Source organism: Raoultella sp. T31, assembly GCF_002806725.1.
In the GTDB taxonomy this organism is placed as follows: Bacteria; Pseudomonadota; Gammaproteobacteria; order Enterobacterales; family Enterobacteriaceae; genus Klebsiella; species Klebsiella electrica.
In genome coordinates this window covers 116,868-140,399 of sequence record NZ_PIBO01000009.1, presented here as the reverse complement: position 1 = coordinate 140,399, position 23,532 = coordinate 116,868, and the positions used below count along the sequence as shown (strand labels likewise).

Sequence of the window (23,532 nt, the reverse complement as noted above, 5' to 3'; positions counted from 1 at the left end):
TCACTAAAAATGCCATGCCCGTTTCCCGGCATGGCGATGCGTTTAGCGATATAGCGGCTTGTCGGCGACGGCAATCGGAAGCTGGCGCTGCCACTCGGCGAGCGTCGCCTGCGCCAGCTCTGCGAGGGATTGATAAAAGGGGTGTCCGGCCCCGGCGATAAACACCGCAAGGAACCGGCCGGACCAGGGGAGCAGGTGCCAGGCGAGCAGCTGCGAAAACGCCTCCTCCTGCCCGGACTCGCACAGCCAGGCGGCGAGCAGCAGGAGCGTGCCAAAATGGTCTTCCGGCTCCTGGCTTTGCGCCGCGTGAGCAATCCCGTTCGCTCGCATCCACTCCCGCAATGCCAGAGTGGAGTCGCCGAACAGCACATTCTCTTTATCCAGCCACACCGAACCCCACGGCGGGGCGGGCAGCGCCCAGGGACCGATAAACAGGCGTTGCCAGGCCTGGGGAAGTGGTTCATCGCTGGCGGCGGCGAACCCGGCCGCCAGCGATTCGGCCAGCGGAAAAGGCCATTGTGACTGCCAGCTGCCGTCTCGCAGAGCCGCTACCAGCGGCGCGGCCTGCGCGCTGTCCGGGGAAAATGAAAACAGGGCGCCCAGCGTGCGGGCGCTCAACGCGACGGCGTCGCGGTAGTGAACTTGCATCATGTACTCTTCCTTACGGCGGCGGGACGGTGCCACGCCTGAATATTAACCAGCCATCGGGCGCCGCTGGCGATTATTGCATTGCCCGAGCACCGTGAACAGCGCCAGCGGCCATTCATGCCATCCATTACCCATGGGCTCCCTCCTTGCCTGTGGTCAGATATTGAACCCGGAAGATCATGACGCCGCGTCCTGCACTCTGGCGATGTCAACGAGGTTGGTATGCTGTGGATTGCCTTTTGCCAGCGGTGAAGGCCGCTGGGTGGTCAGGGTATTAATGCAGGCGCCACGATCGATGCGGTCGCCGTCCATACTGGCGTCATGCCATGCTCCCTGACCCATGGCCGCGACGCCGGGCATGATGCGCGGCGTGACTTTCGCCGCAATCCGCAGTTCGCCGCGCGAGTTGAAGACGCGCACCAGATCGCCGTTTTTAATGCCGCGCGGCCTGGCATCAAGCGGATTGATCCACACCTCCTGGCGACAGGCGGCCTGTAGTACATCGACGTTGCCGTAGCTGGAGTGGGTTCGGGCCTTGTAGTGAAAACCGAAAAGCTGCAGCGGGAACTGGTCGCGCAGCGGGTCATCCCAGCCTTCGAAAGTGGAGGCGTAAATGGGTAACGGGCTGATGGTTTCATCTTTTTGCAACTGCCAACGGGCGGCAATATCCGCCAGCTGGCTGGAATAAATCTCAATTTTGCCGGAAGGGGTTTTTAACGGGTGCGCGAGCGGGTCTTCACGAAAATTGCGATAGGCGACAAAATGGCCGTCCGGATCTTTCCGCTTGTAAATGCCCATTTCTTTCAGCGCTTCGTAGCCGGGCAGCGCGGGATCGCGGGCCAACATTTTGGCGTACAGATACTGCAGCCACTGCTCCTGAGTGCGACCTTCGGTAAAACGTTGATAAATATCGTCGCCGAGGCGTTTGGCCACTTCGCTGAGGATCCAGTAGATCGGTTTGCGCTCGAATTTCGCCGTGGTCGCGGGCTGAATAAAAATCAGGTAGCCCATGTTCCCGGCATAGTCGTTAGGAATAATGTCTTCCTGTTCGACGGTCATCAGGTCCGGCAGCAGAATGTCGGCATACTTCGCCGAAGAGGTCATAAAGTTTTCAATCACCACGATCATCTCGCATTTTTTCTCGTCCTCGAGAATTTCGTGGGTTTTGTTGATATCGGAATGCTGGTTGACGAGGGTATTGCCGGCATAGTTCCAGATAAACTTAATCGGCACATCCAGCTTCTCCTTGCCTCTGACGCCGTCACGCAGCGCGGTCATCTCCGGGCCGCGCGCGATGGCGTCGGTCCAGCTAAAGCAGGAGATGGCGGTTTTGACCGGATTGACCAGCACCGGCAGGCGCTCAATGGTCAGGGTATAGGTCGATTCGCGCGCGCCGCTGTTGCCGCCGTTAATGCCGACGTTTCCGGTCAGAATCGGCAGCATGGCAATCGCCCGCGAAGCCAGTTCCCCGTTAGCCTGACGCTGCGGTCCCCAGCCCTGGCAAATACAGGCGGGTCGGGTGGTGCCAATTTCCCGGGCCAGTTTAATGATTCGGTCGACGGGAATCCCGGTGATACGCGATGCCCACTGCGGCGTTTTGGCGGTGCCGTCCTCGCCGTGGCCGAGAATGTAGGCTTTGTAGTGACTATTGGGTGGGGCGCCGGCGGGAAGGGTTTTTTCGTCGTAGCCGACACAGTAGTTATCGAGGAACGGCAGATCGACCAGATTCTCGTTAATCAGTACCCAGGCGATACCGGCCACCAGCGCGGCATCGGTGCCCGGACGAATAGGGATCCATTCATCTTCCCGCCCGGCGGCGGTATCGGTGTAGCGCGGATCAATGACAATCATCCGCGCGTTGGAGCGTTCGCGGGCCTGCTCCAGATACCAGGTGATGCCGCCGCCGCTCATGCGGGTTTCCGCCGGATTATTGCCGAACATCACCACCAGTTTGCTGTTTTCGATATCCGAGGTGCTGTTGCCCTCGTTGCTGCCGTAGGTGTAGGGCATGGCGCAGGCAATCTGGGCGGTACTGTAGGTGCCGTACTGATTCAGCGACCCGCCGTAGCAGTTCATCAGGCGCGTGACCGGCGAGGCCGATGGTGAGGAACGGGTGATATTACCGCCGACGATCCCCGATGAATAATTAATGTAAACCGCCTCGTTGCCGTAGTCTTTCACCACTCTTTGCAGATTGCTGGCGATGGTATCCAGTGCTTCTTCCCAGCTGATGCGCTCAAACTTGCCTTCGCCGCGTTTGCCGACGCGTTTCATCGGGTAATTCAGGCGATCCGGGTGATTGATCCGTCGGCGAATGGAACGGCCGCGCAGGCAGGCGCGTACCTGATGGTCGCCATAATTATCCATTCCGGTGTTATCCGTCTCTACCCAGGTGACTTCATTATCGCGCACGTGCAGACGCAGTGCGCAGCGGCTGCCGCAGTTTACCGAACAGGCGCCCCAGACGATGCGTTCTTCGCTCTGCGTCGCCTGCTGAACGGCCGCCGCAGCGGAACGCAGACTGAAAGGAAGCGAGAGTCCACCGGCGGCAAGCGCCAGTGAGCCTATCGCAGACGATTTAATTAACGTGCGTCGGCTGACGCCGCCAGAATGTTCCTGACTGGACATGGCTCACCCCATCGTTGTCGTGCTGCTGAAAGATTGCCGGTAGCATTTCCCGGTGTATGGGTGAGCAATCATACCCAGAGTGGGGTAGAAGGATATTATCCCTGGTCAACTCAGGGATAATATCCTTCGAATGAAAATAACAGGTTAACGGGCGTCGTTGTCTGAGTCGGCGGTGCGGGTATAGGTAATCTTAAAGGTATCGTTAGCACAGTGGCCGACCACCTGGGCGCCGGGCTGATCGGGTTGATCGTTGGGCACAATAGCTAACGTAAAGCCTGCGGCCGGCACGCCGTTGTTGACGATCTTTTGCTGAATATCGTTCTTCACGCGTTCGCAGGAATCGGGAGCGGCCAGCGCCGGGGCGGAACCCAGCAGCAGGGCGACGCATAGCCAGAGAGAGCGTTTCATCATAGACTCCTTAATAACGTTATCCAGATCTAAGCATAGCAGAACTGGTGTAAACAATTGTATTTGCTAATATGATTGCAATATGCACAAAAGGGATTCGGCGTGAAAAAACGGTTATTGCTGATATCGGCGGTGATGGTGCTCGGCGCCTGCGATGCGCAGAAGTCGCCTGAAGCGTTTACGCCGGAAATGGCGAGTTTTTCCAATGAGTTCGAGTTCGATCCGCTGCGCGGTCCGGTGAAAGATTTTAGCCAGACCCTGTTTGACGAACACGACGAGGTGGTAAAACGGGTGAGCGCCAGCCTGTCCAGGGAGGGCTGTTTCGATCTGCTGGCGCTGGAAGACCGGGAAAATAATACCGGCGCGACGCTGATGCTGGATGCCAACTTCTATCTTGACGCCCACACCCGCGAGAAACGCCTGCGCCTGCAGGGAAAATGTCAGCTCGCGGAGCTGCCGTCGGCAGGCATCACCTGGGAAACGGACGATAACGGTTTTGTGGTGGCCGCGCGTGGGAAAGAGACGACCGCCACCTACCAGTATGACAGCGAGGGCTATCCGACCGGTAAAACCACCGTGGCGAAAAACGAGCGTTTTACGGTGGTCTCCACGCCGGCGAGGGATCCGCGTAAAAAGCTGGATTATACGGCGACCAGCACCTTCAACGATCGTCAACTGGGAAATGTGCGTCAAACCTGCGATTACGATAGCCACGATAACCCGGTTGATTGCCAGCTGCAGGTTATCGATGAAAGCGTTCAGCCGCCGTTAACCCGTCTTTATACCATCAAAAACAGTATCGAATACTATTGAGCCGTGGGCTTCAGCAGCGACTGTCCCTGGGTACGGTGTTCGGTAATATACTGGTGTTGGAACAGGCACATACGAATGGTATTGCGATATTCGCCGTTGATAAAAAATTCATGAATCAGCTCCCCCTCGACCATAAAACCAAGTTTGCGGTAGATGTGGATGGCTTTTTCATTTTCGCTGTCGACGATGAGATACAGTTTATACAGATTGAGAACGGTAAAACCGTAGTCCATCGCCAGCTTCGCCGCGCGTGTCGCCAGACCTTTGCCCTGATAATCCGGTGAAATGATGATTTGAAATTCGGCGCGTCGATGGACATGGTTGATCTCGACCAGTTCCACCAGCCCGGCTTTTTCACCATTACATTCGATAACAAACCGGCGTTCGCTCTGATCGTGAATGTGTTTATCGTACAGGTCGGAGAGCTCGACAAAAGCCTCGTAGGGCTCTTCAAACCAGTAGCGCATTACGCTGGCATTATTATCGAGCTGGTGGACAAAACGTAAGTCTTCACGCTCGAGCGGACGAAGTTTGATGGAATAAGCGTCAGTCATGGCTGTTCCTGTCGATAAAAGCTAACTATCGCGCCGATGGATTAAGGCGTAATGGCGCGACCGGTGCGGCGGTCGAGGCAGCGCAGGGTGTTCGGTTCCCAGTACGCGTTGACGTTCGCACTTTTCTGGCAGTTGTCCTGCGCATCAAAAGCGACGTCAGCCTTGTCCCACTCTTTTTCGACGCGGGTGTTGACCTTATGACGCAAAGAGCGGGTGTCGTTCCACTGCTCTTTTTCCATGGCGGCCTGCTGGCGGCTTTGCGCGCTATCGCCGGATTCAATCACCAGCTTGCTGGTTTGCGCGAACGACGATGCGCTAAAGAGTACGGCGCTCAGCGCCAGCATTGTTGTCAGGCACCAACGTGTGTTCTGTGTCGTTTTCATCACGATTTCCTTTGAGTGATAAGGGGGAAACTCCTGGAATCTACAGACAGTTTACTACATCTCTTTTCGTCGGCATACCCGACAAAAGAGTGCGGGAGAGCAGGATTATTGCCTGAAATGGGCCGACAACCCGCTCTCTTTACGTGTCTTTAATGTTTAAAACAACGCGGCTTTTCTTCGCCACCGCGCTCGGTGAAATGCCCGGATGCTATTTATCCTGGCTCTGGTTAAAACGCGGCGGGAGACGGTTGGCGATGATGCGTCGGCGTCCTGTTAATCCCGCCGGGTTATTGCGGGCTGCGTTCCTTCTCACCGTCTACGCTTTATGCCGCCTCCAGCGTTCGGCGCGTCTTACCCATGTTGACGTAAGAGTGTGACAGAACGCGTCTTTTTTTAATTTCATACTTGTATGGTAGTAGGTCTGATGCTTTAATTTTGATCGGTTGTTGGCGGTTTGCTGCACAAAGAGACCGGCGGACAACGGCTATACGCCTCCGGGAGAAAACCGGGGCTTTGATGACAAGCGGGTCGCGAAATCCCGTATGAACCAGTCTGTTTGCCTGTGGCCAGACTGGACGTGAGGACTTGTGGAACGGGTAAGGAGAGAAATGTGAAAAGTATTGTGATTCGTCAGCCTGATGACCTGGTAGTCGAAGAACGCGCGCGGCCGGAACCTGCGGCAGGAGAAGTGCGGGTAAAAGTTCAGCTGGCGGGAATTTGCGGTTCGGACAGTCATATCTACCGCGGGCATAATCCTTTTGCTAAATACCCGCGCGTTATAGGCCATGAATTCTACGGCATCATTGACGCCGTTGGCGAGGGGGTGACGGACAGGAAGGTCGGCCAGCGGGTGAGCGTTGATCCGGTGATTAGCTGTGGTCATTGCTACCCTTGCTCAGTGGGCAAACCCAATGTATGTACTTCTCTGGTGGTGCTTGGTGTCCACCGGGATGGCGGTTTTAGCGAGTATGCGGTTGTGCCCGCTCAAAATTGCTGGATAGTGCCGGACGCGGTACCTGACCGGCACGCGGTCATGGTTGAGCCTTTCACCATCGCCGCCAACGTGACCGGGCAGGTTAAACCGACGACTCAGGACATCGCGCTGGTATTTGGTGCCGGGCCGATGGGCTTAACCACGATTCAGGTGTTGAAGCGGGTCTATCGGGTTAAGCAAGTGATTGTGGCTGACCAGATCGAGGAACGCCTGCAAATGGCGAAACGAAATGGTGCCGACTGGACTATCAACAACGCTGAAGTGTCATTGGCTGACAGCCTGCAGGATAAAGGCATCAAACCGACGTTGATTATTGATGCGGCGTGCCACCCCTCAATTTTTCAACAAGCCGTCACGCTGGCTTCTCCGGCGGCCAGAATTGTCCTTATGGGATTCTCAACCGAACCTTCTCAGGTTGCCCAACAGGGGATTACCGGTAAAGAGCTGTCTATATTCTCATCGCGGCTGAATGCGCATAAATTCCCCGTTGTCCTGGCGTGGTTAGAGCAAGGATTAATTGATCCGGAAGCGCTCATTACTCATGTTTTTGAATATCAAAATATTATTGATGCTATCGACGTTTTTGAAAAAGACAGAAAGAGCTGTTGTAAGGTTTTATTGACCTTTTGACTCTAATAATAAATGCAGTCTCGATTTCTAACAATTAGAGAAAATAATGATGACTACAATAAATAATGAGAGAACAACGACCGATCTCATCCGTGCGGCTGTGTCTGGGTGGTTAGGGACCGCACTGGAATTTATGGATTTTCAACTTTATTCTTTAGGGGCCGCGCTGGTTTTTCATGAAATATTTTTTCCTGAGCAATCAGCCGCCATGGCGCTCATTCTGGCGATGGGGACATATGGCGCGGGATATATCGCGCGAATAGTCGGTGCCTTTATTTTTGGCCGGATGGGGGACAAGATCGGACGGAAAAAAGTTCTCTTTATCACGATTACTATGATGGGTATTTGTACCACCCTGATTGGGGTGTTACCTACCTATGCGCAGGTTGGCATTTTTGCGCCAGTGTTACTGGTGACGTTACGTATTATCCAGGGGCTGGGCGCCGGGGCTGAAATCTCCGGAGCAGGTACCATGCTGGCTGAGTATGCGCCAAAGGGGAAACGCGGCATCATTTCGTCGCTGGTGGCCATGGGCACCAACTGCGGTACCCTGAGCGCAACGGCTATCTGGGCGGTCATGTTTTTCCTTCTCGATCGTCAAGAGCTGGTGGCATGGGGATGGCGAATCCCGTTCCTTGCCAGCGCAGTCGTGATGGTATTCGCTATCTGGCTGCGTCTGAATCTTAAAGAAAGCCCGGTATTTGAACAGGTCAACGAGGGGAGTACTCAGCAAAATAGCGCTGTGGAGCAGGATAATACCTTTGGTGCGATGCTGAAAAGTAAATCCTTCTGGCTGGCAACCGGGTTACGTTTCGGTCAGGAGGGTAATTCAGGCTTATTGCAAACGTTCCTGGCCGGTTATCTGGTACAGACATTATTATTTGATAAAGCCATTCCAACCGATGCTTTAATGATTAGTTCCGGGATCGGATTTATCACCATCCCTTTCCTCGGGTGGTTGTCGGATAAAATGGGTCGCCGGGTACCTTATATTATCGTGAATATCACGGCTATTTTACTGGCCTATCCGATGATCTCGATTATTGTTGATAAGAGCTACAGCGCTGGCGCCATTATGGCATCGTTAATTGTCATCCATAATATTGCCGTGCTGGGCCTGTTCGCGCTTGAAAATATCACTATGGCGGAAATTTTCGGCTCGCGTAACCGTTTTACGCGAATGGCGATTTCAAAAGAAACCGGTGGATTAGTTGCCGTCGGTTTTGGTCCGCTGCTGGCCGGTATTTTCTGTAACATGACGGACTCATGGTGGCCGATTGTGGCGATGCTGATTTGTTACTCGGTCATTGGTTTGCTCTCCGCTCTGCTCATGCCCGAAGTGCGGGACCGCGATCTGAGCTTGCTGGACGATGCGGCGGACGCCACTCCTCAGCATCGCGCGGTGAGAAGCGGTCAGTTAACCTGAGCCGTTGACAGATCGAGGCATGCTGGCCGGGTGCGGAACCCGGCTTTTTATTTCCTTTACTCACGCGTCATGAAACAGACGGTGAATGGCGCGCTCTTCTTGTATGGTAGTTGACAGAAATCAAGGATGTTATACCAATTGCATGAGATGGTTTATCTCACAGAGGCATTCTCCTCGAGAATGGTTGATCGGTAATCATAAAATGAGAGTCACCATGGAAAACACGCTTTTAACAGCCAAGGCAACGCTTCCTTCCTACAATCGCGGCAAACTGGTTTCGCGGATTGTCCATCTGGGGTTTGGCGCATTCCATCGCGCGCATCAGGCGGTCTATGCCGATATTCTGGCGGCAGAACAGGGCAGCGATTGGGGCTACACCGAAGTTAACCTGATTGGCGGCGAGCAGCAGATTGCCGATCTGCAGCAACAGGATCTGCTGTATACCGTTGCCGAAATGTCGGCGGACGCCTGGACTGCCCGCGTGGTCGGCGTGGTGAAACAAGCGATGCATGCTGAGGTCGACGGCCTGGAAAGCGTGCTGGCGAAGATGTGTGAGCCTCAGGTGGCGATTGTATCGCTGACGATTACCGAAAAAGGCTATTGCCACTCGCCATCCACCGGTGAAATACAGCTCGATCACCCGTTGATTGCTGCGGATATCGTCAATCCGCACCAGCCGAAATCTGCGCCGGGGGTGATTGTTGAAGCCCTTGCGCGGCGCAAAGCCGCAGGCTTACCGGCATTCAGCGTGATGTCCTGCGATAATATGCCGGAGAACGGTCACGTAACGCGTAATGTTGTTTGCGCCCTCGCGCGGGCAATTGACCGCGATCTCGCCGACTGGATTGCGCAACAGGTGACTTTCCCGTCGACGATGGTTGACCGCATTGTACCGGCGGTGACGGCCGACACGCTGGATAAAATTGAGCAGTTGACCGGCGTGCGCGATCCGGCGGGCGTCGCCTGCGAGCCGTTCCGTCAGTGGGTTATTGAGGACAACTTTGTGGCGGGTCGCCCGGCGTGGGAACAAGCGGGGGCTGAACTGGTCGCAGATGTAGTGCCGTTTGAAGAGATGAAGCTGCGTATGCTCAACGGCAGCCACTCCTTCCTTGCCTATCTGGGATATCTCGCCGGTTATCAGCATATCAATGACTGTATGCAGGACCCGAATTACCGTCGCGCGGCGCGCACCTTAATGCTGAGCGAACAGGCGCCGACGCTGAAGGTCCAGGGCGTTAATCTGGAACATTACGCCGGGCTTCTTATCGACCGCTACAGCAACCCGGCGCTGAAGCACCGCACCTGGCAGATTGCGATGGATGGCAGCCAGAAACTGCCGCAACGGATGCTGGATTCCGTGCGCTGGCATCTCGCGCAGCACACCGACTTCAGCCTGCTGGCGATGGGGATTGCGGGCTGGATGTGCTATGTCGGTGGCGTGGATGAGCAGGGGCAGGCGATTGAGATCTGCGATCCGCTGCTGCCGGTCATTCAGCAGGCAGTCCAGAGCAGCGTTGAGGGCCCGGAACGGGTAAAAGCGTTGCTGGGCATCGAAGCTATCTTTGGCCGCGATTTGCCGCAGAACGGTCGTTTTGTCGATGCTATCACTAATGCCTGGCTGTCGTTGAAAGAGCGGGGCGCGAAAGCGACCGTCGCCGCCTGGGCTCAGACGCACTAACGTCAGCGGGCCCAATCGACCTGGCGGGCGCAAGGGCGGTTTGTTAAAAATTAAGACACCTATCCGGGTGTCTTAATTTTTTGTGCAATCAGCGAACGTTAACCTTGTGGTTGAACGTTTTCTCAGGCGCTAAAAATAGTCATTCAGGATATTTATATAAATATTGATCGAGGACATTGAATATACATATCTTTAGCTATCCAGAGTTAACTATATATAATTGATATTTATTTTAACGAATATGCCGGATCTCAGGATTATTATCAGTGTGGGACTGAAAATAAATATGTCATGATGTGCGCAGTGAAATTAAGTGCCTCGGAAAAAGGAGCCGAATATGTACAAGAAAATTCTCTTGCCTGTCGATGTCTTTGAAATGGATTTGAGTGATAAAGCGATACGTCATGCTGAGTTCCTGGCCTCGGCTGAAGAGGGCGAAATTACGTTATTAAACGTATTGCCGAACAGCAGTCGTTCGATTTTACGCGGGTTCGCTGCGGATATTCGGAAATTCGAAACCTTTATGCAAGCGGAATCAGAAATGAAAATGCAGACGCTGTCCCGTCTGTTCTCGATTCCCGCGGCGCGCATTCATACCCGGGTCGTATTTGGCAACGTGCGCGATGAAATACTGGCCATCGGGAAAGCCGACGAGTTCGACGTGATTGTTGTCGGCTCACGCACGCCGGGCCTTTCCACCCATCTTCTTGGTTCGAACGCCGAGTCTATCCTGCGCTACGCAAAAATACCGGTGCTGGTTGTCCGCTAGCGTATTGATCTATCAGGGCGGCAGGATTGCTGATGATTTGACTGCCGCCAGAATCATTTACTCTTCGCTAAACCAGTCGCGATTTTCCTGACGAATTAATAATACCGATTCACTGATTTCATGCAGGTGAATATTCATCGCGGTGCCTACCGCATCCGCATCGCGATTCTCCAGGGCCTGAAAAATTTGATGGTGCTGGCGCAACAGCATTTCCGGCGGCGTAATATGATCGAGGCTCATATAGCGGACCCGGTCAATGGTCGCTTTAATATTCTCGACGGTATCCCACGCCAGCTGACAGTCGGCAATCAGCGACAGTTTTTGGTGAAATTCATCATCCAGCTGGAAAAAATCATTTAATTGCTGACGCTCAACGGCAATACGCTGCTGGTTAAGGTTTTGCTCAAGCTGATAGATTTGTTCGGCGGTGATCATCCCGGCGGCGCGGCGCACCACGGCGCATTCGATAGCCTGGCGAACGAAACATCCGTTGCGTACCTGGGAAAGTGAGATCTTATTAACGTAGCTGCCGCGCTGCGGGCGAATTTGAATAAGGCCATTCTCCGCCAGTTTGATAAAGGCCTCTCGCACCGGTTGGCGGGAAACGCTAAAGCGCACAGACACTTCTTTCTCAGACAGCGGGGTACCCGGCGGAATCAAACAATGAACGATGTCATGACGAAGGATACGATAAATTTGCTGGTTTACAGGCTGTGTCGGATTAAGTTGCAATTCTGCGGCCATTGATGGTTACTTTTATTGGGGGATATGCGCTATTTTACGCGTTATTTGTCCGTTCGCCCATACATACCCGACCGCAAAGCGGCCGGGTTGCGAGGATTAGCCTGCGCGATGGACGTTCAGACCGGCAAAGCTTTGGCTGACCGGCATCATTTCCAGCGTGTTGATATTGACATGCGCAGGCAGGTTGGCGACCCACCATACCGCTTCGGTCACATCTTCCGCGGTTAACGCCTGGGTATTCTCGTAGGCTTTACCCGCTTTGGCATCATCACCTTTAAAGCGCACGTTCGAGAACTCAGTACCGCCGACCAGGCCGGGTTCCACATCGGTGACACGAATGGCGGTGCCGTGCAGATCGGTACGCAGGTTCAGACTGAACTGGCGGACAAATGCTTTGGTCGCGCCATAGACATTGCCGCCGGAATAGGGCCAACTGCCGGCGGTGGATCCGATATTAATAATATGTCCGCGGTTACGCTCAACCATACCCGGCAGTACGGCACGGGTCATATAGACCAGCCCTTTGTTGTTGGTGTCGATCATATCTTCCCAGTCTTCGACGCTGGCTTTATGCGCCGGCTCGAGGCCCAGCGCCAGACCGGCGTTGTTGACCAGCACATCGATGGCCTGCCATTCGGCCGGCAGCCCGGCCATCATCTCTTCAATCGCGGCACGATTACGTACGTCCAGCTGCACGGTGTAGAGATTATCGCCCAGCTCATCCTGCAATGTTTTCAGGCGTTCTTCACGACGCCCGGTGGCGATCACCTTGTGACCATTCGCGATAAAACGGCGAGTCATGCTTTCGCCAAAACCTGCTGTTGCCCCGGTAATCAGAATAATCATCATCGCTCCTGTCAATGTTCTCATCATGCCCCAGGCGTTTCATGTCGGGGCTTTCCATACCGTCTTGCTTCATATTTTTCGCTGAAATTGTTCTTCGACGTGTCGCAGCGCCCCAAAGGGCACCAGGCCGGAGAAAAAAATTACGCAATGACGATAAGCGCGTGACAAGCACTGTAGCGACAAAAGAAAAGAGAGTCTACATCCGTGGAGCAAGCAATACGTTTCCAAAACAGGTAATTGCGATGGCGAGCGCGGGAAAAATGCCTCTCAGCCGGAAGAAAAATCACCGCCTTACGAGGTGGACGTTCGGCCGCTTTTCCCCCTGGGAAAAGACGATTCCGGTCTAAAAATCAGGCGAACCTTGCCGAAAAACAGGCCAGAAAGCATTCATGGCATGAATTGATCATCGACCCTGTATGGGGATTGTTATTCTGCCGCCACACGACAGAAGCGCGCAGGATTGACACTGAAATCCTTGCTGCGTCGGCGTTTTTTGCCTGAGGAGGGTTCCGATGAACGAATGGGAAGAAGACGAGAGCATCTCAACGCACGCCACCTTAATCAGCACGGCTATCGATATTCTTGGCGTTACGGGGGCGCTGCTGGTCGCCTGCATTTGCTATTTTTTGTTATGACCGCGTTCCCGCTCGCCTGCAGGCGGAAATCATTGCGGTCAATCAATGAGTTGCCTAATCTTACTGGATTACCGAGTCCAGGAGATGATGATGGCCGACAATAACCCCTTTTTGCGCGTCAGTCTGTTGCCTTATCAGGCACCCCATTTTGAGCTGATTGACGATACCCATTACCGACCGGCCTTTGATGAAGGGGTTCGCCGTCAGCGGGCAGAGATTGCCGCGATAGTGGATAACCCGGCGCCGGCGGACTTTGCCAACACGCTGGTCGCGCTCGAGCTGAGCGGTCAACTGCTGGCACGCGTCACCCGGGTGTTTTTCGCCATGGCCGGGGCGCATACTAATCCGACGATCCAGGCGCTTGATGAGCAATTTTCTGCTGAGCTGGCGGATCTGGGAAATGATATCTGGCTTAACGAAGCGCTATTCGAGCGCGTGAAGCAGGTATGGCAGCAGCGTGACGCCTGGCCGTCAGATAGCGAGTCCCGTCGGCTGCTGGAGATCACCTGGCAGCGTTTTACCCTTGCCGGTGCGACCCTGGCCGCTACGCAAAAAACGGAGCTGCGGGTTTTGAATACCCAGGCGGCGGCTTTGCAGAGCCAGTTTCAACAGCGGCTGCTGGCGGCGGTTAAATCCGGCGGCCTGGTGGTCGACGACGCAGAGCTGTTAGCGGGACTCAGCGCTGAGGAGATTGCCGAAGCCGCAGACGCCGCGCGGGAGAAAGGGCTGAGCGGCCGCTGGCTGTTGCCTTTGCTGAACACCACTCAACAACCGGCGTTGCTCGCTTTACGCCATCGCCAGACGCGTGAGAATCTGTTTGCCGCGGGCTGGACACGTAATCAGAAGGGCGATGCGAATGATACCCGCGAGCTGGTACTGCGCCTGGCGGAGATCCGCGCCCGGAAAGCTGAACTGCTGGGCGTCGCGGATTACGCCAGCTGGTCGATGGCCGACCAGATGGCGGCAACGCCCGAGGCGGCATTTGCGTTCATGCGGCGGATAGCCCCGGCGTCCCGGGCCAGAGCGGAGCGGGAGCTGGCGGATATCCAACGGGTGATTGATAGTGAGGGCGGCGGTTTTAAGGCTCGGGCCTGGGACTGGTTGTACTACGGCGAACAGGTGCGCCGGGCGACGTTCGCCATCGATGAAGCGCAGTTAAAACCCTATTTCGCCCTCGATCGCGTTTTACAGGACGGCGTGTTCTGGACAGCGTCGCAGCTGTTTGGTCTGCGTTTTGTCGAACGCTTTGATATTCCGGTGTATCACCCGGATGTCCGGGTATGGGAAATCTTTGACGCCAACGGGGAAGGCCTGGCGCTGTTTTACGGCGACTACTTCTCGCGGGATTCGAAAAGCGGCGGGGCGTGGATGGACGTCTTCGTTGAGCAATCCACGCTGCTGGCGCAGCATCCGGTGATTTACAACGTCTGCAACTACCAGAAACCGAAGGCCGGCCACAGCGCGCTGCTCTCCTGGGATGAGGTCATCACCTTATTCCATGAATTTGGTCATGCGCTGCACGGGCTGTTTGCCAGTCAGCGTTACGCCAGTCTGTCGGGGACCAATACGCCGCGCGATTTTGTTGAGTTTCCGTCGCAGATCTATGAGCACTGGGCCAGCGAACCGCAGGTGTTCGCCCACTATGCGCGCCATTATCAGACCGGGGACGCGATGCCGGATACGCTGCGTGAGCGTATGCTACGCGCGGCGAAGTTTAATAAGGGTTATGACATGAGCGAGTTGCTGGCGGCGGCGCTGCTGGATATGCACTGGCATAGCCTCTCGTCGGCGGACATTCCGCACGATGTCGATAGCTTCGAAGCGATGGCGTTGCGTCAGGAGCAAATGGACCTGGCCGCAGTGCCGCCGCGCTATCGTAGCAACTACTTCTCGCATATTTTCGGCGGCGGTTATGCCGCGGGCTATTATGCTTATCTGTGGACGCAGATGCTGGCCGATGATGGCTATCAGTGGTTTGTTGAGCAGGGCGGCTTAACCCGCGAAAACGGCCAACGCTTCCGCGAGGCGATTTTGTCGCGCGGCAATAGCACTGATTTAGCTGAACTTTATCGCCAGTGGCGCGGGCACGATCCAAAAATTGAGCCGATGCTGGAAAATCGCGGACTGAGCGAGTAGAGCGTTTTATCGAGTAAAAGAGGACCGGGCCCAGAGCCCGGTTTTTTATCCATTTTGTTCCCCTAAAATCCCCCCAAAATAACGCTTTAAATTCTGCTAAATTGACGTCGAGGTAGCAAAGAGGCGTTTGACATCCTCCCGTCCGTAAAACAGCGCGATGGCTGAAGGCCTGGAGAGTGGTGTATAATGCACGCAAATAAAACACATGGATAGGTGCAGGTATTTGTTTTGAAAAGCTTTTCTTTTATTCTCCTGGTTTTTTTAGCCTTCACAGCAACAGCAGAACCTCGATATAACGTCTGGCATAAACATAACGGGATAATGGCGGATGCCACTCAAACACAGGATGGTCGTCCTGTACTGATTAGTTTTGCATACCAGGGAACTCCGGGAGCAAATCTGGTTGTTTCTTATACTGAATATGGTGACTGTAGTCACCGTCGGTCAATAACCAAATTTCAGATTAATAATATAAGCGTTGATGCAAAAGAAAAGTGCTTTCCAATGAAGGGGAATATAAGAGCGCTTCACTATATCATTGAGGAATATAGCGTGTTGCAGTATTTTCATACTCAACTGGAAACCGGGTTTACGGTGATTCTGCAAAACAATATTCGTGTCTGGGTGGCTAATTATAATCACCCGAGAGCGGGGAACCTTTCGCTCTGGTAATAAAAAGACGGCTACGTTTCCTTTCTCCGTTCGTCAGCGTCTTGTTAAAGCATAGTTCAGAACGAAAAAAGACCGCCCGTTCATGGGCGGCCGACCAATTAATAAAGTCAATACATCATCGTCACATGGGGTGTCTTTAAGGCAACTCCCGCGCCTGGTTGTGTAAAGCGCGAGGATAGTATTCCGTAGTATTATGAAGAGGATATGACACCCTTAGCGTGTGGAATGGTCTGTGCAGGAAAGGGAAATGGCGGTTTGCCGCCGTTCAATGGTGAACTGTACCGGGCTGGTGGTAATGCGCCATACCCTGTTTTGTCATGCACGTCGTCATGACCCCATCGAACCACATGCATTTATTCTGCACAATCCGTGAAGAGGGTCGGCTAAAAAATGCCCCGGCTATCAATGCCAGGATAAAGGCCAGAAACGGAATAATTTTATGTGTTCTCACTGGTAAACCATCCGGTATCGCAGGTCATGTCTGGCAATCTACACCATCAAGATGAATGTAAAGTGACGATCTTTTAGATCCTCAGCAAGTGGGCAAGAAATCCCCCTTTTTACCACGCTAATGGGCGTTCAGGAAAAAGGGGGTGAAATGACACTATCAACATTTCAAAAGTCACAACCGGTAGGTATCGCGATGCACAATACCACTAAATCATCAACGTGGGCGTCAGTTGACCAGAGTATTTGGTTATGATGAATTTGCAGGCGTGCGGGAAAATCAGCGACATCCTGCGCCCTGAACGGCGTGGTTAAACAGAGGAATATTAACTCTTTGTCATTAATATTTTTTTGCTATTTATTTTTCTCCGCTTAGACGAGAATATCCTCCCGATAATAAAATGGCTGAAAGGATCCGCTATGTTAGAAAAATACTTCCAGTTTGATGGCGATAGCGACGACGCAGCTATCGAGAAGCATAAACGTTTGCTCGCTGTTCAGGCGGCATTAGAAATTTCGAAAGCCGCCGTCTCTTCATCAACCGCAAATTCCGGTATTCGTAGCCAGATGGATTTACGCAATGTGGCTCAGGAAGTCGCCTCCTTAGCCGATGCCATTCAGGATGCGCTCGAAGGCTACGAGGAAAACTAATCCCGGCCATCGCGTCAGGCCTCGCGTTGGCGAGGCTTTTTTACCTCAGGGGGCGCGCATTCTCCGGGGGCTTCTGATGCGTTGCCCGGCTATGGGGCAGTTTGGATATCGAAAATTATTGTACGTTAAGGTTGTTTTTTAACCACTTAGATGTGAGAAAACCGCTCTCTGAGCGGATTTTCGTATCTTGATGAGCGATGCTGAGAGCTCCTCTCAAACGATCTTAAGAAGATCCTTCTGAATCTTTGATCGTGATAGTGTAGGTTTTGTCGAAATCGCCTGATTTTGAAAGCATTCCGCCACCTAAGCCACCATGTACTCGTACTTTAACTATACCTGCTTTTGTTGGTATTCCTCTAATCTGAATACAATTATTGAATTCATCATCATCACAATATTGTAAGTGGAGACCTAAATTATCTGGATGAATATCGCCCGCAATGACTTGTTTACCATAAAGATTATAAGAAAGAACTATTCCGCCAAATATATTTATTTGGTTATAATAAGGTTCCCCTACAGTTGCATCATTAAGAACATCCTTTTCTGGAATAAATTCTGCCTGTAACGAACAGGCTGATAGTAAAAACAAAGATAAAGCAAAAAAAACTTTTCTCATTTTTATTTCAATGGTTTAAAAACCATCCCTCCAAAAAATCTATTGATAAAAAACTGTAAGTCTTTTTTAGGTTTTATCCAGTTTCTTTCTTTCCCCCAAGAAAATAATTCCAAACTAATATACCCGTTGGGATCTTGTGTGACTGAACTATTCCAGACAACCCAGTGCGTAGGCAACGTTGTTTTATTTGTACTATTTACTAGAAGTCCATCATTTATTAATGTAACGACTTTATAGCCTTGTTCTATATATTTATTTAAATCTCTGATTCCCTGGACGCCTGCCTGAGTGATCCCTACATTACTATAGACCATTTCATAACCAGCCTTTTCAAACCATTCCGTCAGTGTTTGCCACATTGTGATGCCTGCAACTGGAGAATCAAGAGCATCAAAGTTCAGTACGGTATTCTCTGAATCCCTGAGTCCAGCTAGTGTCATCCAGTCAGTACCGGCTATCTTCGGCCTGCTGTCTTCAAAGTAAAATGTACCTGTTGGGTGACGGCAACCTTCACCAGGCGAGATGATTAAGTCACCTATTTTAGTTTTCCCGTACCGCCAAAGTTCACGGACAGCTTGCGCATACACATCAGGGCGATCCTTTTGCAAACAGTAAAAAAATGCAGCAGGTCCACATACACTTGCTGCTATTTGATTAGGGAAATCAAATCCGTTAAATCTCTCATCTATTTGACGTCCTATTAAATTTTTATCAAAAGGGTCTCTGGGATTGCCAATGGGGTATTCCTTTGCAATAAATGGACGTTCCGGGATGGTGATTTTTATCAGCTTTGTTTCGCCCCCCTGACTTTCAGGCTTCATTGTCCCTTTTGACTCAAAATAACAGGGATTTTCCCGCTTCACCGGAGACCAGGCTTTGCCTGACGCAAATTCTTCCAGCGTGTACATCTTAGTGAACGGAACAGGCGTTACACAGTGCGTATGCAACATGGTTTTTCTGTAAAGCTTCATTTCCATAATATAAATTATCGAGAGTGACTCATTTATATTTCCGGTCATGTGACTCTGTGTTTCATTCTTGCCAAGAAACGGCTGTTGCTTCACATCCACCAGGGAATATTTATTCCTTTCGGAATCCATGCGATAAATACACAGGTCATACAGCAAAGAATCAGCCGGGACATTAGAGTTAATGCGGGTACTGAGGTGGTAAACAGCCATAATTAATCCATTAATATATGCAGGTTAATATTTTCAGCGGATTCAGCATCATGCCACGCTGTCATCCCCTGGTTATCCGTATTCCCCGTTTCTGTATGACCGTCCGGGAACATCAGAACATACCGACAATCCACCATCAGTCTGCCGTCATCATCTGCACACTGAAAACGAAGAGTGTTACGTGAAGAAGGTTGCTGCACTGACTGGCTCTGTGCGCTGACAATTTTTGCCGTTGATGGGTTTCCTGCTGCAATGACGAAGTTCGTTCCGGTTGCACACCCACAGCGTACTGGTGAACCATTGACGGCGACCGCTCGTCCCTGTGGGTTTGTCTGCCGGAGATCGCCTGAGGCAATCACGCCTGTCTGTCCGCATTTCGGGCAGGGTGACGTTTTATCACCCACGTAAAGCTTTCGCCTTCCGTTTACTGACCAGCCCTGACTTCCGGCATAGCAGACTGCTCCTGTTGACGTTTTATCGCCATCAAGCCCGGAGTTTTTACCGTGTACACCGCTCCACCTTTTGTCATACATACATGTTTTCCTCAGTCCGTAAGAATATGCAGGCTGATATCGTTTGCCGATTCAGCATAATGCCATCCGGTAACCCCGTGTTCATCAGTAACGCCAGCTTCAGAACGCCCGTCCGGGAACATCAGGGTGTAGCGGCAGCCTGCCATTAGCTGGCCATCGTCACCGGCGCATTGGAAACGGATGCAGTTCCGGGCGCTGGAGTCCTGTGCCTGCTGCGCCGGTACAGGCGACTGACTGGTATTGCGGGAGGTCAGAGAGCCAGTACCTGTGCTGGTAGACTGCGTGGCTGAACCGTAAACATAGTGATCGGGGCAACGGCACAGTACTCTGTCACCTGTGGCCGCATATGCTTTGCCTTCTTCTGCCCAGTCCTGTGCGGAGGCAAGGATTTCAAAATACCCGTTGTATTTACTGCATGATGCCTTGTCGCCGGTCCGGGCTATTGCTTTACTTCCTTCAAACCAGGACGCTGTCGCAGAAATGATTTCTCCGTAACTCGTTTTATCACCCAAACAGGCCAGTGCTCTTGCCATCATTAATCCCTCAATATATAAGCGGTTATACTCACTGGCATCATACAACAATCACAACTTAACCATAATCTTTGGCTTCTGGTTGCCGGTACAGTGCCTGAATGCGGCATATCTGGGAGGGGTTGTACCCTGTCGCATCTGCCGTTTCACGGATGCTCAGTTTCTTGACCTGCCGGTAGTACAGGACTTTCTGATGCCGTTCCTGATCGGCCTGTTTTCCCCGGTATTTACCCAGTGTATGCGCCCGCTCAATTCCCTGCTTCTGGCGCTGGCGGCGGCTCAGCCAGTCCTTATGCGACATCGCGGCCATCCGGTCGATAAGCATGTTATTGATGGCGGTTATCACGGCGCGGGTGATTGGGTCAGCCTGCGAAGGGTCTTTATCTGACAGTGCCTGCCATGAGGTGGGTACATCCAGGCTGACAATCCGCAGCTCGTGTCGCTCGATCTGCTTTTTCAGCGTCATCCAGTCGCTGTTGCTCAGAGGGGTCAGGCGGTCTAATATGGAAAGAGTGGTCGATGCCCTGAAGCGTAAAGGGGTGAAGATCAACGATCAATTGCTGTCGCATTTATCCCCGCCAGGCTGGGAGCATATCAATCTGACAGGCGATTATGTCTGGAAAAGTAACCGGATACCGGCTTCCGGTAAGTTTCGCCGGCTGAGACCAGCTAAAGTCGAAAGGTCAAAAAATAGCCTTAACGTACAATAATTTTCGATATCCAAACTGACCCCGGCTAGGGCGTTTTCTCGTCTGCGGACCAGTGCGCGACCAGCGTTTTGCCGATAGCCGCAATCTGTTTATTGCGCTCATCCATGGAGGCCGGGGTCCCGGTCAAATAAATCACCACGATACGCCCGGCTTTTCCGTCCGGGCCGAGAGCGGCAATGATCCCGCGTGAGCCGCGATTGCCGGCCCCGGTCTTATCGGCAATAAACCAGCCCGCTGGCAGCGCGGATCGTAACAGCGACCCCGCCACTTTATCCTCGACCATCCAGTGCAGTAACTGCTGCTGCGAGGCGGGGGAAAGCACGCGGCCGGTCAACAGATTTCGCAGTGTTCTGGCCATCGCTTGCGCAGTGGTGGTATCGCGCACGTCGCCCGGCCGCGCTTCATTGAGTTCCGTTTCCCAGCGGTCGAGTCGTGAAGTCTGGTCGCCGCTGTGGCGCAGGAAGGCGGTGAGCCCCTGCGGGCCGCCGAGGGTGGTCAGCAGCAGGTTTGCCGCCGTATTATCGCTCAGGGTAATGGCGGCGGCGCACAATTCGCCCACGGTCAGCCCAGCGGTAAGGTGTTTCTCCGTCACTGGCGAATATTCCACCAGATCCTGCTGCCGGTAGTGGATCCGGCGATCGAGCTGTTCTTCACCGGCATCGACGCGCGACAAGACCGCGCCGCAGAGCAGCACTTTAAAGGTGCTCATCATCGGGAATCGTTCGTCCGGGCGATAGCCGGCCAGCAGCTGGCCGGAAGCTAAATCCAGTTCGGCATAGCCGACCCGACCCTGAAGCTGACTTTCGGCATGTTTAACCATCGCCACCGTGGCTTCATGCGCCCATCCGGGGAGCGCCAGGGCGGCTAACAATGGCAGAAGGGCGAATCGATATTGGCGCATAGCGGAGTGTTTCCCTGGAGGTTGTTGTAGACCAGCAAAGCTGACTGGTTTTTGCCGACGTCATGGAAAATAAAGAAAAAAATAACGGTAAATAAGCGCTGTGAGATTCACAATTTCTCTTTTTTCCTTCATCATCAGCCAGTTTTTACCCGTAATAATCAATGCTTAGCTGAGTATATGAAAGAGTTTTTTTCATTCGGGCTGCGATGAACTATAAGAATGTACTGAAGGTTGAGTAAATGCTCTACGCCGTTGGCAATCACGTATTAACCATTGATCCATCCGGGAGGAACATGGTGGACCCGCTAATTAAGGTCATGCTGGTGGGGGGAAAGGCGGATGGCCTGCTGGTCAGCGTCGCCGGTACCGCGACGGAACTGTCCGTCACCGCCGCGCAGTATGGCGCGAAATCCGGCAACCCGCTGAGCTATCGGATTGTTTCGCAAACGATCGATGATGAGCGCTATTTTTTCGGCGTGTTTAGCGAAAGCCATGACGATGCTGACAAGCTCAAACGCGTGGCCCTGACCCGGGGCATGAAAAAGTCTCTCCGCTGAGTGCGTTCGCCCGGGCGATTGATCTTCGCCCGGCCTGACCGTGTTATCATCCCCTTGTTTGCCACCGCCGTAGCACGGAGTTTTTCATCGGGAGCACCATGATTCACCATATCCGCATACAAAATTTCAGGTCGGTCAGGGATATCGAACTGGAACTGGGCGCGCTCAATATCGTGTTTGGGCCGAATGGCTGCGGCAAGTCCAATATCTACAAAGCCATTCACCTGTTAACCGCCTCCGCTGACGGCAAGTTCTCCAGCTATATCAGCGAGGAGGGCGGCCTGGAAAATGTGATGTGGTCGGGGCGAACGGCGCCCACGGCGCGCCACCCGCGACGGTTGCAAATTTCCTGTCTGACCGGCGAGTTCGACTATGAACTTCAGGTGGGCTTCCCGGAAAAGCTGCCTTATCCCACCCAGTTTATGCTCGATCCGATTGTCAAAGAGGAGTCCATCTGGCTGGCGGGATTCTCCCGGCGACCTTCCGCCAGGGTTTTGCAGCGTAAAAACCAGGCTGCGTTCCTGCTCGATGTCAACGGCGAGAAAAATACCTTCACCGACACGATTTATGAAAATGAATCGATTTTTGGTCAACTGGGCGAGCCGCACCGCTTCCCGGAAGTCTCTCGCGTCCGGGAAACCATGCGCCAGTGGCGTTTCTACCACGAGTTTAATATCGGCCGCCATTCGGCGCTCCGCCATCCGACGGTAGGTTACCGTTCACCGGTCCTCGACAGCGACGGGCACAATCTCGCCGCCGCTTTTCAGACGATTGTCGAAATTGGCGCCGAAGAACTTCTGCACGAGATTCTGGCCGCCGCCTTTCCGGAGTGCGCGTTCTTTTGCGAAAACGAAAACTCGCGTTTTTCGATTAAGATGCGGCGCAACGGGGTGTTTCGCCCGCTGCTGGCGGCGGAAATGTCGGATGGTACGCTGCGTTTTTTATGTCTGGCGGTCGCGCTGTTGAGTCCGCGTCCGCCGGCATTTCTGGCGATCAACGAACCGGAAAACAGCCTGCACCGGCAGATGTTCCCGGCGCTGGCCAGGCTGATTGTCGAAGCCTCACGCTATAGCCAGATCTGGTTGACCAGCCACTCTGCCGAGCTGGCGGCGCTTATCTCCGCGCAGGCCGCCAGCCGGATATACGAGCTGGAAAACAGCGACGGCGAGACGCGAATTAAAGCCGCGGTGGGCGGATAATATTAGCGGCCTGTCTGGCCGCTAAGTTGCGGTTTACGCGGCGTTGTTATAGCCGGCGGTCGGCAGCGCATTTTTCGCCCCGATACGGTTCACGATATTCCTGGGTTATTATACTCGTCATCATTCCAGTTGCCTGATATTGGCGGCACGCCGTTTCCGGCGTGAGACTCGCCATCCCGGTCTTTTGGCCCGGATTCTGCCCATTTCCGCCACGCTGCATCCCTAATATGCGGGTAT

25 protein-coding genes and 3 pseudogenes are annotated in these 23,532 nt (G+C 53.3%); 14 read left to right on the top strand and 14 right to left on the bottom strand.

Going from position 1 to position 23,532, the window contains the following annotated elements; genetic code table 11:
* Positions 1 to 42: 42 nt before the first annotated feature.
* The 4 genes from dmsD to CWM52_RS09270 all read right to left on the bottom strand — a co-directional run bounded on the left by dmsD (position 43) and on the right by CWM52_RS09270 (position 3,684).
* Positions 43 to 651 (bottom strand): Tat proofreading chaperone DmsD, encoded by a 609-nt coding sequence (gene dmsD / locus CWM52_RS09280; RefSeq protein WP_100683829.1) that lies wholly within the window; start codon positions 649 to 651, stop codon positions 43 to 45.
* 42 nt (positions 652 to 693) lie between these two features.
* A complete protein-coding gene (locus CWM52_RS26720; protein ID WP_224742549.1) occupies positions 694 to 783 on the bottom strand; it encodes a dimethyl sulfoxide reductase anchor subunit in 90 nt (29 codons plus the stop codon).
* Positions 784 to 825: 42 nt separating this feature from the next.
* Positions 826 to 3,276, bottom strand: a complete 2,451-nt coding sequence (gene ynfE / locus CWM52_RS09275) for a selenate/tellurate reductase subunit YnfE (protein WP_100683828.1) — start codon at positions 3,274 to 3,276, stop codon at positions 826 to 828.
* 144 nt (positions 3,277 to 3,420) lie between these two features.
* Positions 3,421 to 3,684, bottom strand: a complete 264-nt coding sequence (locus CWM52_RS09270) for a DUF1161 domain-containing protein (RefSeq protein WP_100683827.1) — start codon at positions 3,682 to 3,684, stop codon at positions 3,421 to 3,423.
* A gap of 135 nt (positions 3,685 to 3,819) precedes the next feature.
* Between CWM52_RS09270 and CWM52_RS09265 the strand changes: the two genes are divergently transcribed.
* A complete protein-coding gene (locus CWM52_RS09265) occupies positions 3,820 to 4,497 on the top strand; it encodes a YnfC family lipoprotein (protein WP_407081497.1) in 678 nt (225 codons plus the stop codon).
* Here the strand turns inward: CWM52_RS09265 and speG are convergent.
* Entirely contained in the window at positions 4,491 to 5,051 is a 561-nt protein-coding gene (gene speG / locus CWM52_RS09260) for a spermidine N1-acetyltransferase (RefSeq protein WP_100683825.1), read from the bottom strand. The genes CWM52_RS09265 and speG overlap by 7 nt on opposite strands.
* Before the next feature lie 41 nt (positions 5,052 to 5,092).
* Positions 5,093 to 5,434 carry a DUF1283 family protein gene (locus CWM52_RS09255; RefSeq protein ID WP_100683824.1) on the bottom strand — a complete coding sequence of 114 codons (342 nt, stop codon included), beginning with the start codon at positions 5,432 to 5,434 and terminating at the stop codon, positions 5,093 to 5,095.
* 152 nt (positions 5,435 to 5,586) lie between these two features.
* Between CWM52_RS09255 and CWM52_RS27100 the strand changes: the two are divergent.
* The 5 genes and pseudogenes from CWM52_RS27100 to CWM52_RS09230 all read left to right on the top strand — a co-directional run.
* A pseudogene (locus CWM52_RS27100) lies at positions 5,587 to 5,754 on the top strand (hypothetical protein); the annotation flags it as partial.
* A 290-nt stretch (positions 5,755 to 6,044) separates the two neighbouring features.
* The gene (locus CWM52_RS09245; protein ID WP_100683822.1) at positions 6,045 to 7,058 is read left to right on the top strand and encodes a Zn-dependent oxidoreductase; all 1,014 of its coding nucleotides are present in this window, start codon (positions 6,045 to 6,047) and stop codon (positions 7,056 to 7,058) included.
* Positions 7,059 to 7,107: 49 nt separating this feature from the next.
* A complete protein-coding gene (locus CWM52_RS09240; RefSeq protein ID WP_100683821.1) occupies positions 7,108 to 8,484 on the top strand; it encodes an MFS transporter in 1,377 nt (458 codons plus the stop codon).
* A gap of 214 nt (positions 8,485 to 8,698) precedes the next feature.
* The gene (locus tag CWM52_RS09235) at positions 8,699 to 10,162 is read left to right on the top strand and encodes a mannitol dehydrogenase family protein (protein WP_100683820.1); all 1,464 of its coding nucleotides are present in this window, start codon (positions 8,699 to 8,701) and stop codon (positions 10,160 to 10,162) included.
* Between the two features lie 337 nt (positions 10,163 to 10,499).
* Positions 10,500 to 10,931, top strand: coding sequence for a universal stress protein (locus tag CWM52_RS09230; protein ID WP_100683819.1), 432 nt, complete (start codon positions 10,500 to 10,502; stop codon positions 10,929 to 10,931).
* A gap of 57 nt (positions 10,932 to 10,988) precedes the next feature.
* On the opposite strand, the gene CWM52_RS09225 is transcribed toward CWM52_RS09230, so the two are convergent.
* On the bottom strand, positions 10,989 to 11,675 hold the full coding sequence (locus tag CWM52_RS09225; RefSeq protein WP_032687529.1) for a GntR family transcriptional regulator: 687 nt from the start codon (positions 11,673 to 11,675) through the stop codon (positions 10,989 to 10,991).
* Positions 11,676 to 11,771: 96 nt separating this feature from the next.
* On the bottom strand, positions 11,772 to 12,521 hold the full coding sequence (ydfG, locus tag CWM52_RS09220) for a bifunctional NADP-dependent 3-hydroxy acid dehydrogenase/3-hydroxypropionate dehydrogenase YdfG (RefSeq protein WP_100683818.1): 750 nt from the start codon (positions 12,519 to 12,521) through the stop codon (positions 11,772 to 11,774).
* A 512-nt stretch (positions 12,522 to 13,033) separates the two neighbouring features.
* Between ydfG and CWM52_RS26990 the strand changes: the two genes are divergently transcribed.
* From CWM52_RS26990 to CWM52_RS09200, 5 genes are all read left to right on the top strand, one after another.
* On the top strand, positions 13,034 to 13,156 hold the full coding sequence (locus tag CWM52_RS26990; protein WP_255410868.1) for a hypothetical protein: 123 nt from the start codon (positions 13,034 to 13,036) through the stop codon (positions 13,154 to 13,156).
* A gap of 90 nt (positions 13,157 to 13,246) precedes the next feature.
* Entirely contained in the window at positions 13,247 to 15,292 is a 2,046-nt protein-coding gene (gene dcp, locus CWM52_RS09210) for a peptidyl-dipeptidase Dcp (RefSeq protein WP_100683816.1), read from the top strand.
* 228 nt (positions 15,293 to 15,520) lie between these two features.
* Entirely contained in the window at positions 15,521 to 15,964 is a 444-nt protein-coding gene (locus CWM52_RS09205; protein WP_100683815.1) for a hypothetical protein, read from the top strand.
* A gap of 247 nt (positions 15,965 to 16,211) precedes the next feature.
* Entirely contained in the window at positions 16,212 to 16,337 is a 126-nt protein-coding gene (locus tag CWM52_RS26985; RefSeq protein ID WP_255410867.1) for a hypothetical protein, read from the top strand.
* A gap of 494 nt (positions 16,338 to 16,831) precedes the next feature.
* The gene (locus tag CWM52_RS09200) at positions 16,832 to 17,062 is read left to right on the top strand and encodes a hypothetical protein (protein ID WP_100683814.1); all 231 of its coding nucleotides are present in this window, start codon (positions 16,832 to 16,834) and stop codon (positions 17,060 to 17,062) included.
* 223 nt (positions 17,063 to 17,285) lie between these two features.
* Here the strand turns inward: CWM52_RS09200 and CWM52_RS09195 are convergent, their stop codons facing one another.
* The 5 genes and pseudogenes from CWM52_RS09195 to CWM52_RS09175 form a co-directional block, all read right to left on the bottom strand.
* Entirely contained in the window at positions 17,286 to 17,681 is a 396-nt protein-coding gene (locus CWM52_RS09195) for a hypothetical protein (protein ID WP_100683813.1), read from the bottom strand.
* A 2-nt stretch (positions 17,682 to 17,683) separates the two neighbouring features.
* Positions 17,684 to 18,862 carry a hypothetical protein gene (locus CWM52_RS09190; RefSeq protein WP_100683812.1) on the bottom strand — a complete coding sequence of 393 codons (1,179 nt, stop codon included), beginning with the start codon at positions 18,860 to 18,862 and terminating at the stop codon, positions 17,684 to 17,686.
* 2 nt (positions 18,863 to 18,864) lie between these two features.
* Positions 18,865 to 19,395 (bottom strand): PAAR domain-containing protein, encoded by a 531-nt coding sequence (locus tag CWM52_RS09185; RefSeq protein ID WP_100683811.1) that lies wholly within the window; start codon positions 19,393 to 19,395, stop codon positions 18,865 to 18,867.
* An 11-nt stretch (positions 19,396 to 19,406) separates the two neighbouring features.
* A complete protein-coding gene (locus tag CWM52_RS26015) occupies positions 19,407 to 19,931 on the bottom strand; it encodes a PAAR domain-containing protein (RefSeq protein WP_227521275.1) in 525 nt (174 codons plus the stop codon).
* A gap of 55 nt (positions 19,932 to 19,986) precedes the next feature.
* Positions 19,987 to 20,430: pseudogene (locus tag CWM52_RS09175) on the bottom strand (resolvase); the annotation flags it as partial.
* Position 20,431: 1 nt separating this feature from the next.
* Between CWM52_RS09175 and CWM52_RS09170 the strand changes: the two are divergent.
* Positions 20,432 to 20,638: pseudogene (locus CWM52_RS09170) on the top strand (Tn3 family transposase); the annotation flags it as partial.
* 25 nt (positions 20,639 to 20,663) lie between these two features.
* Here CWM52_RS09170 and bla read toward each other — a convergent pair.
* A complete protein-coding gene (bla, locus tag CWM52_RS09165) occupies positions 20,664 to 21,539 on the bottom strand; it encodes a PLA/ORN/TER family class A beta-lactamase (protein WP_100683810.1) in 876 nt (291 codons plus the stop codon).
* A 293-nt stretch (positions 21,540 to 21,832) separates the two neighbouring features.
* Here bla and CWM52_RS09160 point away from each other — a divergent pair, with 293 nt between their 5' ends.
* A complete protein-coding gene (locus CWM52_RS09160) occupies positions 21,833 to 22,096 on the top strand; it encodes a hypothetical protein (protein ID WP_202395525.1) in 264 nt (87 codons plus the stop codon).
* Positions 22,097 to 22,194: 98 nt separating this feature from the next.
* Complete coding sequence (locus CWM52_RS09155; RefSeq protein WP_100683809.1) at positions 22,195 to 23,295, top strand: AAA family ATPase; 1,101 nt, start codon at positions 22,195 to 22,197, stop codon at positions 23,293 to 23,295.
* The last annotated feature ends 237 nt before the right edge of the window (positions 23,296 to 23,532 follow it).